General features: G+C 64.8%; 14 protein-coding genes. All 14 read left to right on the forward strand.

Annotated elements, in window-relative coordinates:
• The first annotated feature begins 98 nt into the window (after nt 1–98).
• The 14 genes from KIH81_RS04320 to KIH81_RS04385 all read left to right on the forward strand — a co-directional run bounded on the left by KIH81_RS04320 (nt 99) and on the right by KIH81_RS04385 (nt 13,949).
• Nucleotides 99–1,955 (forward strand): alpha-amylase, encoded by a 1,857-nt coding sequence (locus tag KIH81_RS04320; protein ID WP_214304312.1) that lies wholly within the window; start codon nt 99–101, stop codon nt 1,953–1,955.
• 341 nt (nt 1,956–2,296) lie between these two features.
• The gene (gene dnaK, locus KIH81_RS04325; protein ID WP_109056959.1) at nt 2,297–4,180 is read left to right on the forward strand and encodes a molecular chaperone DnaK; all 1,884 of its coding nucleotides are present in this window, start codon (nt 2,297–2,299) and stop codon (nt 4,178–4,180) included.
• Nucleotides 4,180–4,905 (forward strand): nucleotide exchange factor GrpE, encoded by a 726-nt coding sequence (gene grpE / locus KIH81_RS04330; protein WP_214304237.1) that lies wholly within the window; start codon nt 4,180–4,182, stop codon nt 4,903–4,905. The genes dnaK and grpE overlap by 1 nt, the downstream gene beginning before the upstream one ends.
• 313 nt (nt 4,906–5,218) lie before the next feature.
• The gene (locus KIH81_RS04335; protein ID WP_214304238.1) at nt 5,219–6,226 is read left to right on the forward strand and encodes a DnaJ C-terminal domain-containing protein; all 1,008 of its coding nucleotides are present in this window, start codon (nt 5,219–5,221) and stop codon (nt 6,224–6,226) included.
• A 173-nt stretch (nt 6,227–6,399) separates the two neighbouring features.
• Entirely contained in the window at nt 6,400–7,005 is a 606-nt protein-coding gene (locus tag KIH81_RS04340; RefSeq protein ID WP_214304239.1) for a heat shock protein transcriptional repressor HspR, read from the forward strand.
• 273 nt (nt 7,006–7,278) lie between these two features.
• Entirely contained in the window at nt 7,279–7,959 is a 681-nt protein-coding gene (locus KIH81_RS04345; protein WP_214304240.1) for an HAD family hydrolase, read from the forward strand.
• A gap of 239 nt (nt 7,960–8,198) precedes the next feature.
• The gene (locus KIH81_RS04350) at nt 8,199–8,924 is read left to right on the forward strand and encodes a DedA family protein (RefSeq protein WP_109056954.1); all 726 of its coding nucleotides are present in this window, start codon (nt 8,199–8,201) and stop codon (nt 8,922–8,924) included.
• Nucleotides 8,925–9,116: 192 nt separating this feature from the next.
• Nucleotides 9,117–10,073 carry a CpaE-like family protein gene (locus tag KIH81_RS04355; protein ID WP_214304241.1) on the forward strand — a complete coding sequence of 319 codons (957 nt, stop codon included), beginning with the start codon at nt 9,117–9,119 and terminating at the stop codon, nt 10,071–10,073.
• Nucleotides 10,074–10,077: 4 nt separating this feature from the next.
• Complete coding sequence (locus KIH81_RS04360; protein ID WP_214304242.1) at nt 10,078–11,091, forward strand: TadA family conjugal transfer-associated ATPase; 1,014 nt, start codon at nt 10,078–10,080, stop codon at nt 11,089–11,091.
• 198 nt (nt 11,092–11,289) lie between these two features.
• On the forward strand, nt 11,290–11,814 hold the full coding sequence (locus KIH81_RS04365; RefSeq protein ID WP_274608198.1) for a hypothetical protein: 525 nt from the start codon (nt 11,290–11,292) through the stop codon (nt 11,812–11,814).
• The gene (locus tag KIH81_RS04370; RefSeq protein WP_217624868.1) at nt 11,778–12,422 is read left to right on the forward strand and encodes a type II secretion system F family protein; all 645 of its coding nucleotides are present in this window, start codon (nt 11,778–11,780) and stop codon (nt 12,420–12,422) included. The genes KIH81_RS04365 and KIH81_RS04370 overlap by 37 nt, the downstream gene beginning before the upstream one ends.
• A gap of 384 nt (nt 12,423–12,806) precedes the next feature.
• A complete protein-coding gene (locus KIH81_RS04375) occupies nt 12,807–13,091 on the forward strand; it encodes a DUF4244 domain-containing protein (RefSeq protein WP_214304245.1) in 285 nt (94 codons plus the stop codon).
• Nucleotides 13,088–13,543 (forward strand): TadE/TadG family type IV pilus assembly protein, encoded by a 456-nt coding sequence (locus KIH81_RS04380; protein ID WP_420829124.1) that lies wholly within the window; start codon nt 13,088–13,090, stop codon nt 13,541–13,543. The genes KIH81_RS04375 and KIH81_RS04380 overlap by 4 nt, the downstream gene beginning before the upstream one ends.
• 34 nt (nt 13,544–13,577) lie before the next feature.
• Nucleotides 13,578–13,949: an Rv3654c family TadE-like protein gene (locus tag KIH81_RS04385; protein WP_214304247.1), complete on the forward strand. Its 372-nt coding sequence runs from the start codon at nt 13,578–13,580 to the stop codon at nt 13,947–13,949.
• The last annotated feature ends 17 nt before the right edge of the window (nt 13,950–13,966 follow it).

A 13,966-nucleotide genomic window follows, 5' to 3' on the forward strand; every position in this document is an offset into this window, starting at 1 on the left:
AGGTGCGAACGTATGCGGTAAGACATGCTGCATGGCGGGGCCGCTTGATGAGACGCAAACGCTCGATGGAGAGTGGGGGGAGACCGATGATGGTAAGGATCGCGGTACGACGGTTCGTGGGTCCGCTGCGCAGAGTGATGGCGGCCGCCGTCTCGGCGATCGCGGCGCTCGCGATGACGATGGTGGCGTTGCCCGTCCTGCCGTCCGGCCCGGTACGGTCCGCCCGTGCCACCGAACCGCAGAGCGATGTCATCGTCATCGCCTTCCAGACCAACTGGAACTCCGTTGCCCGCGAATGCACCGAAACCTACGGTCCGGAAGGCGTGGGATACGTGCAGGTCTCCCCGCCACAGGAGACCATCGCCGGCGCGCAATGGTGGACCTCCTACCAGCCGGTCAGTTACAAGCTCGATTCCAAGCTTGGCACCGAGGCCGAATTCAAGGCCATGATCAAGGAATGCAAGGCGGCCGGCGTGCGCGTCATCGCGGACGCGGTCATCAACCATATGGCCGGTGCCGACCGATCCGGCACGGGTGTGGCCGGCAGCGCCTTTGACAACGCTGGCAACTTCCCTGCGGTGCCGTACGCCCCCGCCAACTTCCACGACTGCACTGCGAACGTAAGCAACTACAACGATGCCGACAACGTGCAGAACTGCCGTCTGAGCGGACTGCAGGACCTCGACACCGGTCAGGAATACGTGCGGGACAAACTCGCCGACTACATGGCCGGGTTGCTGGACATGGGCGTGGCGGGCTTCCGTGTGGACGCCGTCAAGCACATCGCCGCCAAGGATGTGGAGGCCATCAAGGCCAAGCTCGCCAAGAAGACGGGCCGGAACGCGGACGACATCCTCTTCGAGCAGGAGGTCATCGGCAGCGCGTCGGAGGCCGCGGAGATCCAGCCGTCCAACTACCTGAGCACCGGCAAGGTTTCCGAATTCAACGTCAACGCGCGGCTCAAGCAGGCCTTCGACGGCGACATCAACTCCGCCAGCTTCGGGCTGGCCCGCATCGGTGCCAGTGCAAGTTGGGTGCCTTCCGACAAGGCCGCCGTATGGGTCACGAACTGGGACACCGAACGCAACGGCAGCGCCCTGACCTACAAGGACGGCGCGAAATACCTGCTGGCCAACGCCTTCCTGCTGGCGTACGGATACGGCCAGCCGCACGTCTATTCCGGCTACTACTTCGGATCCAACGACGACGGCGCGCCCGGCGCCACCGCCGACTCGGTGCCGGACATGACCTGTCCTACGGACGGCACCGAAACCGCCGGCGCCTGGCAGTGCGCGCAGCGCTGGACCGCCATCCGGGGCATGATCGGCTTCCACAACGCCGTGGCCGGCACCAAGGTCACGGATTGGAAGGAGTACGGCGAGAACGTGGTCGGCTTCGGTCGCGGCACGGCCGCCGGCGACGCTGGTGACTCCGGCACCGCTTCTGGTTCCGGGGCGTCTGCCGGTGACGCCGATGGTACGGCCGACGACATGACCGCGGCCGGTAAGGCCGATGCCGGCATGGGCTATCTGGCGATCAACAACAGCGACAAGACCGTCACGCAGGTGTTCTCCACTTCGATGCCGGCCGGCGTGTACTGCAACGTGTACGCCTCCGGCGACTGCTCCGCCGCCGTATCCGTCAAGGCCGACGGCACCTTCGAGGCCGCGCTGCCGGCCGGTTCCTCCATCGCGATCCATGTGGGTGCCACGCGCGGCGCATGGTCCGGCGCGCAACGCACCGACCCGACCGATCCGGATTGGTTCGTCGCCGGCGCCGCCGAGATGACGGACGCCCAGCCCGCGGATCATGCGGACGCCGTCATGGACGAGGAGACGGCCGAAACCATCGACGAAACCAGTCGTTCCGCGGGCCTTTCGGTACTCGTCCTGGCCGCCGCGATGCTCCTCCTCACCGCCCTCGCCCGCCTGCGCAAAGGCCCCTCCAAAACCTGAGTGCCATGGAGTATATGGCTCCCCTCTTTGAGGACATTGCCGTGAAGCAAACAGCAGAGCTGTTTGTAGGCAATGGGCGAGACGACAGTCGAGCCGATGAAACGCGAACGGAGTTCGTCCATAATTGCAGGACGAGCTGTCGAGCATAGCGAGACTGAGGGGAGTCCCATAAAACCTGAGTGCAACACGCTCAACTTTTTGTGACGAATTTGGGAATAGAACTTGCCGTTCGGAAGTTGAGTGGTGTAGGCTCAAGTTTTGGAAGGTCCAAGAGACGACCGGTTCGGAACTTGGGCGAGAAACGTACGAACGAATAATCAAGAACAAAAGGAGCACACATTATGGCACGTGCAGTTGGTATCGATCTGGGTACTACGAATTCCTGCATCGCAACGCTGGAAGGCGGCGAGCCCACCGTTATCGTCAACGCTGAGGGCGCCCGCACCACGCCGTCCGTGGTCGCGTTCTCCAAGTCCGGCGAGATCCTCGTCGGCGAAGTGGCCAAGCGTCAGGCCGTGACCAACGTTGACCGCACCATTTCTTCTGTCAAGCGTCACATGGGCACCGATTGGACCGTCGAGATCGACGGCAAGAAGTGGACCCCGCAGGAGATCTCCGCGCAGATCCTGATGAAGCTGAAGAGGGACGCCGAAGCGTACCTCGGCGAGCCGGTCACCGACGCCGTGATCACCTGCCCGGCATACTTCAACGACGCCCAGCGTCAGGCCACCAAGGACGCCGGCAAGATCGCCGGCCTGAACGTCCTGCGTATCATCAACGAGCCGACCGCGGCCGCTCTGGCCTACGGCCTTGAGAAGGGCAAGGAAGACGAGCGCATCCTGGTCTTCGACCTCGGCGGCGGCACCTTCGATGTCTCCCTGCTGGAGATCGGCAAGGACGACGACGGCTTCTCCACCATTCAGGTGCAGGCCACCAACGGCGACAACCACCTGGGCGGCGACGATTGGGATCAGAAGATCATCGATTGGCTGGTCTCCGAAGTCAAGAACAAGTACGGCGTCGACCTGAGCAAGGACAAGATCGCCCTGCAGCGTCTGAAGGAAGCCGCCGAGCAGGCGAAGAAGGAGCTCTCCTCCTCCACCTCCACCAGCATCTCCATGCAGTACCTGGCCATGACCCCCGACGGCACCCCGGTTCACCTGGATGAGACCCTGACCCGCGCGCACTTCGAGGAAATGACCTCCGACCTGCTTGGCCGTTGCCGCACCCCGTTCAACAACGTGCTGCACGATGCCGGCATCTCCGTGTCCGACATCGACCACGTGGTGCTCGTCGGCGGTTCCACCCGTATGCCGGCCGTCAAGGAGCTCGTCAAGGAGCTCACCGGCGGCAAGGAAGCCAACCAGTCCGTGAACCCGGATGAGGTCGTGGCCGTCGGCGCCGCCGTGCAGTCCGGCGTCATCAAGGGCGACCGCAAGGACGTCCTGCTCATCGACGTGACCCCGCTGTCCCTCGGCATCGAGACCAAGGGCGGCATCATGACCAAGCTCATCGACCGCAACACCGCCATCCCGACCAAGCGTTCCGAGGTCTTCTCCACCGCTGAGGACAACCAGCCGTCCGTGCTGATCCAGGTCTACCAGGGCGAGCGTGAGTTCGCCCGCGACAACAAGCCGCTGGGCACCTTCGAGCTGACCGGCATCGCTCCGGCCCCGCGTGGCGTCCCGCAGATCGAGGTCACCTTCGACATCGACGCCAACGGCATCGTGCACGTGTCCGCCAAGGACAAGGGCACCGGCAAGGAGCAGTCCATGACCATCACCGGTGGTTCCGGCCTGCCGAAGGACGAGATCGACCGCATGGTCAAGGAAGCCGAGGCTCACGAGGCCGAGGACAAGAAGCGCAAGGAGGACGCCGAGACCCGTAACCAGGCCGAGGCCTTCGCCTACAGCACCGAGAAGCTCGTCAACGACAACAAGGACAAGCTCTCCGACGACATCGTCAAGGAAGTCACCGAGAAGGTCAACGCCCTCAAGGAATCCCTGAAGGGCGAGGACACCGAGAAGGTCAAGACCGCTCAGACCGAACTGATGACCGCCGCCCAGAAGATCGGCCAGGTCCTCTACGCCCAGCAGGGCGCCGAGGGTGCCGCGGCCGGTGCCGCCGGCGCCGGTGCGTCCGCCGGTTCCGCCTCCTCTTCCTCCGACGATGACACCGTCGAGGCCGAGGTCGTGGATGACGACGACAACAAGGACAACAAGTGATGTCCGACTTCAATAAGGACGACTACCTGAACGACCTGCCGGACGCGGACGATTTGGCTGCTGCCAAGTCCTCCACGGCCGGCACGGCCGCCTCTGAGGGCGGTTCCCAGCCTTCCGCCAACATGGACTCCGCCAAGCCCGAGGCCGCCAACGCCTCGGCTCCCTCTGACGAGGGAGCTGGCGCGGCCACTGCCGCGACTGAGGGAGAGACGCCGGCGAATGCCGGAAAGGACAACGACTCGGCGAAGTCCGAGTCCGACTCCTCCTCTTCCTCCGACGACGACACCCTCACCCCGCTCGGCAAGGCCAAGAAGGAGGCCGCCGACTATCTCGAGGCTCTGCAGCGCGAACGCGCGGAGTTCATCAACTACCGCAACCGCGCCACCCGCGAGCAGGAGCGCTTCCGCCAGCACGGCATCATCGACGTGCTGACCGCGCTGTTGCCGGCCCTCGACGACATCGACCGCATCCGCGAACACAGCGAGATGGACGATTCGTTCAAGGCCGTGGCCGCCAAGATCGACAAGGCCTTCGAGAAGTTCGGCGTCGAGAAGTTCGGCGAGAAGGGCGAGACCTTCGACCCCACCAAGCACGACGCGATCCTGCACAAGCCGGATCCGAACGCCGACAAGGAAACGGTCGATACCGTGGTCGAAGCCGGCTACCGCATCGGCGACCGCGTGATCCGCGCCGCCCGAGTAGTAGTAGCCTCCCCCCAAAACTAAATCCCTCCCCCAAAAGAGGGCCTTCCGAAATCCGTCAGTTCCTTATGCGTGATGGATTTTTCGGATGTGAGTGTGGCCAAACGGAAGTTGACCACTGAACGGAGCGTGGGGCGGCGGCATGTATTGCATGACCGTAGGCTTGGCCAACGCGCTTTGCGCGTTCTTCGCGGCAAAGCCGCTCACTGAGCCTACGGACAGTCCACTGGACTGTCCGTTTAACGGCTCAGCCTAAGTGTGTCAGGCGATACATGCCGCCGCCCTACGCGGTCACCGCACAAATTTGTTTTTACCAAGCACAAGAAAGGAGACATGAATGGCTGAGAACGAATGGCTCAGCAAGGATTTCTACAAGGTCCTTGGTGTCTCCAAGGACGCCTCCGACGACGACATCAAAAAGGCGTACCGCAAGCTCGCCCGCAAGTACCATCCGGACGTCAACAAGACCAAGGAGGCCGAGGAGAAGTTCAAGGACATCTCCGAAGCCTATGACGTGCTGAGCAAGAAGGAAGATCGCCAGAAGTACGACGCGATCCGCCAGTTCGGCATGGGCGGCGCACGCTTCGCCGGCGGTTCCGGTTCCGGCGGCTTTGATGCCTCCGGTTTCTCCGACATCTTCGGTTCCATGTTCGGCGCGGGTTCCGGCATGGGCGGCAACGGTTCGCGCATCCGCTTCTCCACGTCCGGCGCCGGCGGCAACCCCAACCTCAACGACATCTTCTCGATGTTCGGTGGCGCCGCGGGCCAGGGTGCCCAGTACGGCAACGCCGGCGGCTACGGCTACGAGGAGGCCCCGCGCCCGGAGAACGGCGAGGACCGCAACTCCAAGATCGCGCTGACCCTGCGTCAGGCCATCAAGGGTGCCACCGTGTCCCTGTCCGTGGACGGCAAGAAGTTCAAGGCCCACGTGCCCGCGGGCGTGCGCGACGGTCAGAAGATCAAGCTCGCCGGCAAGGGCAAGCCCGGTCTCAACGGCGGCAAGGCAGGCGATCTGTACCTGCACGTCACCGTCAAGCCGGATGACACGTTCTCGATGCGCGGTTCGGACATCGTCATGGATCTGCCCGTCACCGTGGGCGAGGCCGTGGCCGGCGGCAAGGTCGAGGCCAAGGACATCGACGGCAACCCCGTCACCTTCAAGGTGCCGGCCGGCTCCAGCTCCGGCACGGAGCTCAAGCTCGCAGGCTTGGGCGTCCAGCGCGGCAACCAGCCGGGCGACCTCATCGGCCGCGTGCAGATCATGGTTCCCGCCAAGCCGGGCCTCATGCTCAAGCACGCCGCCAAGGAATTCGACGAGAAGGCCGGCGACTACCTCGCCCGCTGATTCCCGCTGAGCTTTTCTCTTCCCGCCATCGTCAAACAATGATTTTCGGCTCCCCTCTCTGAGGGGAGCTGGCCGTCGAAGACGGACTGAGGGGAGCCATGTACAGTCCAAATGGCTACACGTGTTTCCGACTTAGCCATTTGGTTTTCGCAGTCATATACAGGAGGCACATCATGGCGCGAACAGCCAATCAGATGCGGCAGCTCTACGCCATGTGCGCCACCGCGCTCGTCATGGGCCGCGCCGACCTGGACGGTGCGGATGAGGTCGGTTTCGACATCGAACTGCCCATCTTCACCGTCGGTCAGGCCGCCGAACTGGCGGGCATCCACCCCCAGACCCTCCGCCAATACGACCGGTTGGGCCTGGTGCGTCCGCAGCGTACGGACGGCGGCGCCCGCCGCTACTGCCTGCGCGACATCGCCCGCTTGACCCGCGCCCAGCGCCTGAGCCAGGACGAGGGCATCAATCTTTCCGGCATCGCCCGCATCCTGTCGCTCGAAGAGGAGAACCGCCAGCTGCGCCGCGAGGTCAAGCGCATGCAGTCCGCCAACGAGGACAGCGTCTTCGCCGCCGGCCGTGACGGCAACATCGTGGAGGTCCAGCGTTCCAATCGCGCCCGTCTGTGGCGCAATGCCATCCGCCGCGAAACCCGCGAGCTTCCCGGTCGCCCCGCACCTGCCGCAGCGGGCTACGGCCAGAACGCCGCCGACTCGCGTTCCGCCGTCGCCTCTCCTTATACCGACGATTCCAAGTCCATGGTCCTATGGGGCTGGTGATGCTCGCGGCATCGCCGAACACCCCTGGTATCCCCTGATGCACGGTCGCACAGTGTGGCCGAAATCGCGCGGCGTGGCGGTCCTGCCATGGCGTAACGGCTAGGAATGGCTGTATTCCGCCCTTTTCCGTAACCACATCGTGCGCGGAACACCACATCGTGTGGGAATCACCACACCGTGGGCGCGCTCGGCCTCCGGACTGTCGTATCCGATTGGTGCAATGGAGCATAAGAAGACACCATGCGACGAATGGACGTGTGAACGGAGGTAGGCATGCTGCTCAAGGCTGTGTTCTGGGATCTGGACGGTACACTCATCGATTCCGAGCCGCTCTGGCACGACGGTGAGATTGAAATCGCGCACGCCAACGGCGGCGACTGGAACGAGGAGCTCGGCTGGTCCGTCTCCGGAACCCCGGTACCGAACGTGGCCCGCCACATGATTGACCGCGGTTGCACGCTGAGCGTCGAGGAGATCGACGTGCAGCTCAAGGATTACGTGTTCAACGCGGAAGTCGAGCGCCTGCCGTGGATTCCCGGCGTGCGGGATGTGCTGCGTTCGCTCAAGGACGCCGGTATTCCGTGCATGCTGGTCACCACCTCACCCCGCCGTATGGCTGAGAACATCATGAAGCAGGCGGACGGCCTCCTCTCCGGATACATCTGCGGCGACGACCCGTTCGACCACAAGCCCAGCCCCGCGCCGTATCTGGCCGCCGCGGCCAAACTCGGCATCGCGCCCGAGGACATGGCCAAGTGCGTGGTCATGGAGGACTCCTCGGTGGGTCTCAAGGCGGGTGCCGCGTCCGGTGCCACGCTGATCGCGCAGACCGGCTGGATTCGCACCGACACTTCCGGTCTCGGCCAGTTCGCATCCATCGATTCCTACGAAGGCATTGACGCCGCCGCCCTTGACGCTTTCGTGCGCCGGCGCCTGGAGCAGTCGGCAGAATAACCTCGCACGGCGGCGACCGGTAACGGCAGCCGGTAACAGCAGCCGGTCGGGGATCATCGGCGCATTGTGCAGATTCCTATGAGCCTGTCGGTTTCCGTTCAGGCTTGTATAAGCCCCGCTGGTAGGGTAGTGGACGGCTTGATACGTGCGTTCCGCGCGCCGCCGTCCGCCGCGATCCCGGCGAGAGCAGGGCCTGCGACGCATGACCAACTTCGACTCATAGGAATTCCAGGAATCACATGGGCTTTATCAATTTCATCCTCGAACTGCTGAAGGATCCGCGCGCCGCGATCGCCGGTTGGATCGCCATGGGCGTGGCGCCGACCCTCGGCTTCATCTTCCTCATCGTCTTCATCGAGACCGGCGTGGTGTTCTTCCCGTTCCTGCCCGGTGACTCGCTGCTGTTCGCTGCCGGCGTGTTCGCCGCTCCGGACGCCGCCACCGGCAAGGCCGCCCTGCCGCTGCTCTACCTGCTGCCGGTGGTGTGGTGCGCGCCGATCATCGGCGACCAGTGCAACTACTTCATTGGCCACTTCTTCGGCCGCCGCATCATCCAGTCCGGCAAGGTCAAGGCCATGACCCCCGAGCGCATCGCCAAAACCGAAGGCATGATCGAGAAGTGGGGTCCGCTCGCCGTGTTCCTGGGCCGGTTCTTCCCGTTCATCCGCACGTTCATGCCGTTCATCTCCGGCATCTCCGGCATGCGGTGGAGCCGATTCACGCCGTTCTCGGTGCTCGGCGGCCTCACCTGGTCCACGCTGTTCACGCTGCTGGGCTACTTCTTCGGCAACATCCCGGCCGTGCAGGATCACTTCGAGCTGGTGATCGTGCTCATCCTGCTGGTCTCGCTCGCCCCGACCATCATCGGCCTGTTCAAGGCCAAGTTCGGCAAGAAGAAGCCGGAGCCGGTGACCGACTCCCAGCTCGACGTGATGGAGTCCGGCATCGAGCACCTCGATAAGTAAGCCTTCCTAATTTCCCGTCATAGCGGCCATGCCTCGCGCATGGCCGTTTTTGTTTAACAGAGCCTTTTGTTTTCCGACTTATCCACATGCGTGGTGTGCGACATGCCGGACTGTGGATAAGTCCCCGAGCCGGAGCCACACGACTGCGCCCGAGTGGAGCCGACCGGCTCCAAGACGCTTCAATCGGGCCTTATGAACAGCAACACCACACCCCGCGTGGCTCGTAGGATGGCCTCGCCCGCGGTGGCTCCTCCGGGCGTTCCCCTGCCCGCGGACGACATGCATTCATCCGCATTTCGCTACTACACCCCTCCGCCCAAGCCCCTGGCCTCATCCGACCGCAAACGGTCCAAAGACGCTCCGCCTGCGGCCTTGGCCACGGACACCGTGTTCCACAACATCGTGACGATGACCGCCAGCCACAGTGGCATAGGATTGAGCGTCACCGCATCCATGCTGGCCTGGACCCTGGCCGGCCGCGGTCTGAACTGCGCGCTGGTGGACGCCGATTTCGTAGGTGGATGCCTGGATCTGCTGCTCGGCGTGGAGCGGGAATCCGGTCTCAGATTCAGCCAGATCGACGCTCCACTGGGGCGCCTCGAAGGCGCGGCGCTCAACCATGAGCTGCTGGTCTGGGAAGACGTGCGCATCCTGCCCTACGATCCCTGGAACGCCCGCCAACCCGAGTGGTGGGAGGTCCAGGCCGCGATACGAGCCTTGGCGGAAGCGAACGACGTGGTCATCGTGGATGCCGGACAGGGCGGCCTGATCGAGACCGTTCCCGACCTACGCCGGGGCGTGCAGGTCGTGGCCGCCGAGCTATCCGTCATGGGACTGGCGAGGACCAAATCACACCGGTCCAGACTGGCCTCGTGGGGATGCGACACTCCCACCATCGTCGGCATCGAACCGCGCGGGGCGCCGCGAGGCCGGGGCGGCGTCGGCATCGCCGAAGCGGAGGACTACCTCACCGCGACCGTGCTCGGCCCCATCCGCCCGAACGTGGGATTGTGCGGCGACGTATTGGAAGGACTCGGCATCCGCTCGGTGGTCAAGGGCAGCCGCAAGGCCGTGACCATGCTGGCCGACGCGGTGGAACAGGCCATACGGCCTCCCCGTGCGGCTTCCAAGCCATCCGAAGAGTGGTGACATCATGAGCCGCCAATACAGCACCGTGTTCTTCGGCCTCCTTGACGGGCTGGCCTCAGACCCCCGCATCACGGATCTGGCGGTCACCTGCGACGGCCGGGTCTGGGCGGACCGGGGCAACGGCATGATGGAGCAGCGGATACCGGTGCCATTCCGGTCCCCGCAGGTGGTCCGTGAATACGCGGTCCAACTCTGCGCGCAACTGGGCCGCCGCCTGGACGACGCCTGCCCCATCGCGGACGCCTCCAGCGTGGACGGCATCCGCGTGCACGCAGTGATCGCCCCGCTGGTACCGCAAGGCGCCTCGATATCCATACGATTCCCCGACCGCACGCGCGCCACGCTTCCGGCTCTGGGGCAATCCGGCATGTTCCCCGCGGCATGGCTGCCGCTCCTGACGGGCTTGGTGGACAAAGCGGCCACGGTGCTGGTCACCGGCGGCACCGGCGCGGGTAAGACCACGCTGGTCAAGGCCCTGCTGGGCCGGTGCGGTGCGAACGAACGCATCATCACCGTGGAGGAAGTCCGTGAGCTGGGCGATTTCGGCCATGCGAACCATGTCTCCCTGGTGGCGCGCGAAGCGAACGTGGAGGGCATCGGCGCCATCGGCCTGTCTGATCTGACCAAGGCCACGTTGCGTATGAGACCCGACCGTGTGGTGCTCGGCGAATGCCGAGGCGAGGAGATCGTGGACCTGCTGCGCGCCTTCAATTCGGGTCATCACGGCGGTATGACCACGCTGCACGCCGACGGTGTGGAACGAGTGCCGGCGCGCCTCGTCTCCCTGGGGCTGCTTGCCGGCGTGGGACCGCAGGCATTGGCCATGCTCGCGGCCGGCGCATTCGACGTAGTGCTGCACCTGGAACGAACCGACGGGCGTCGCCGCATCGCGCAGATCGGCGGACTGCGTGCGGCGCGGGACGGGCTGAGCGGTGTGCCGCTGGCGGTCTGGGATGGTTCCGAAGCGCCACGGTATGCGCCCGAATGGGAGCGATTCCGGGCCCGTTGGAGCGGCTGAACCATGTGGTGCGCGGTGCTGGCGGCGCTCACCGTCATATTGTGGCCGGACCGGCGGGCGCGTGTTTCCGGGCGTTTGCCTGAACGGCGTCCGGCGAACAGTTCCATCCATGCTCCGGGAATGCCCGCAGCGTCCTTTGGTGGTAGCGGAACGGACGGCAATGCCATCCGGGCTGGTGCCGGCGGGCAGAGGAGCGGGATGCTTCCGCGGGTCGGCATCGCACAGGTCATCGCCTCGGCCATCGCCCGCATGAAAGGCGGCGGCACGTTACTGGAATCCTTCGAGGAACAGTACGGCCGCCGCTTTGCGGTGCCCAAACTCACCGCCACCCGTTTGACGGTGTTGTTCGAGACGCGGCGATTGCCGGACGAATCCTCGACCCAGATACATCAAGCCGCGTCGGGTGTCGCCGCCGCATCCACGCTCAGCGACGAGCTCGGGTGCCAGGCGGCGCCATGTCTGGAAGCGGTATTGGCGGCATACCGGCAATTGCGACTGACGCAGCATCTGACCGCCCAGGCATTCGCCGTGCCCAGAGCCACCATCGGGCTGCTGAGTGTGCTGCCGGCCGCCACGGTGGCATTGGGCGAACTGATGGGCGCGAAATCGCTCGCCTTCCTGCTCGGCTCCTCCCGTGGGTTGGTGTGCCTGGCGTTGGGCGGATGCTGCTATGTGGCCGGCCTGGCATGGGTGCATGCGTTGATGAAGGAGGATCTGACGTGACCACATGGCTTGTCGGCGTCGCATCCTGTTGCGCGGCCGGCGCTGCCTGGCTGCGGGTCGGTCGGACTGACGCCGACGCTGGAAGCCGGCTCCGGAAATACGGCGACGATGGCGTGCGGGACGGGAACGGTGACGAAGCCGGGGCGTCCTGGACCGTGCTGATATTGCGCATGGTGCAGGTCGCGCTGCAGCAGGGCGCGTCGATTCCGCGCGCTTTGGAAGCGGTGGGGCGGGCAGCGGGCGGCGATTGCGGGATCCGCATGGAACGGGTCGGCGCGGCGCTCAACCGCGGTGCTTCATGGGATGATGCGTGGAAGGCCGCGGCCGCCGAGGATGATGGACCTGGCCGTCGACGGGCTTCCGGAGGCCGGTCCGACGATGTGTTGCCGCTGCTGTGCGCCACTTTGGCATCCTCATGGAAACACGGCGATGCGCCGGGCGTGCGCATCGAAGCCGCCATCGAGCAGCTGGACCGCGATGAGCGCTCGCTGATCGAACGCAACGCGGCGCGGTTGTCCGTGAAACTGCTTATGCCGACGGGACTGTGCTTTCTGCCGGCCTTCGTACTGATAGGCGTGATTCCCGCCATCGTTTCGTTCGTCATGTAGCGGTCCGATCCGCTCGTCATTGCCGTGATTACGGGATGGACTTCCGTTTGGGGCCGGCTGGGTGGAAGCCTCGCGGGATGCGGCGGCGATTCCGTCGATGATGATGAGCCTTGATCCCAGGCTTCTCCCGCTGACACCGTTCGCGATTCCGAACCGATCGGACCAGGTTCCCCGGTTATCCACAGTCGCGGTGGAGGACACTCCCGACGGTGGATAACCGGGGAAGCTGGAACCACATACCCCGTTTTTCTTCCGGTGCCTGCTCTCCGGCCGGCACAGTGGAAGCACCCCGTGCCGATTCAGGTGCGGGGGCCACCATCCATACCCACTCGGGAAGGGCATGTCGGCGCCGCGTCTCCTTCCCCTCCATATGAAAGGAAAGCCATGAACTCCTCCTTAGCCATTGTTGATGGCCGTTCCGGTCCGTTGGCCCGCGGCAGGGCCAAGCTCACGGAATTGCGGGAACGGGCCAACGAACGCCTATGCCTCATGGACGCCAGGATCCGCACCCTGACGGCCGAACCCGAGGAAGGCGCGGCCACGGCCGAGTACGCCGTCGTGCTCATCGCGGCCACGGGCTTCGCCGCACTGCTGGTCACCATCCTGAAGTCGGACGCCATCAAGACGCTGTTGCTGAACATCGTCAAGAAGGCCTTGAACATCGGATGACGGCTATGAGATTTTCTGCATTCCGGTGGCGGGCGCGATTGCCGCCGCAGCACGCAGCGGGGCCGCCACCGCATGAATGGCGGTCCGGCAAGGGGAACGGCGTCGATGACGGGGTGCGCGCATGGGAGAGGGGATCGGCCACGGCCGAGTTCGCCATCGTACTGCCCAGCGTCGTCGCCATCGCCGGACTGCTGCTGACGTTGGGGCGAGTGGTGTCGGTCTCGATGGACTGTCATGGCGCCGCTTCGGCCGCGGCCCGTGAGCTGGTGGTCTCCGGCCAGGAGTCCTCCGCTCGACAGGTCGCCGCCGATGTGGCCGGCAATGGCGTTTCGATGCGGGCGGAATACGGCGAACGCTCGGTGAGCGTAGTCGTGGAATGCCCGGTGCTGCCCGGCCCGCTGGACGTGACGCCGACCCGCATCACCAGTGACGCCACTGCGGCGCTGCAATGACGTATGCGGCGATGAGTACGCAAAGGAGCGAACAGTGAACCGGACACGATTCGAGGAAGGCTCGGGAACCATGGCCGGCGCCATGCTGGTCATGACCGTGGGTGTCGTGCTCGCGATCGTGGCCTGTGTGGGCAATCTGATGGTCTGTCAGAGCCGGGCCCGTTCGCTGGCCGATCTGGCCGCGTTCTCCGCCGCATACGCCGCATGGCATGAGGATGCCGATGACCCTTGCACGCTGGCCGTGGACACGGTTTCGGCGAGCGGGGCCATGGCGTCCGACTGCACGGTGCGCGGCGACGACATATGGGTCACCGTCGAGGTGGAGACCAAGGTGCCGTTGATGTTTCATGTGGAACATACGTCACGGGCCGGGCCTGTGGAATGCGCGAGAGGAGCCGGGGAATGAGCTAACGCGATGAACCA

It is taken from the genome of Bifidobacterium miconisargentati, from assembly GCF_019331675.1.
GTDB classification, from domain to species: Bacteria; Actinomycetota; Actinomycetes; order Actinomycetales; family Bifidobacteriaceae; genus Bifidobacterium; species Bifidobacterium miconisargentati.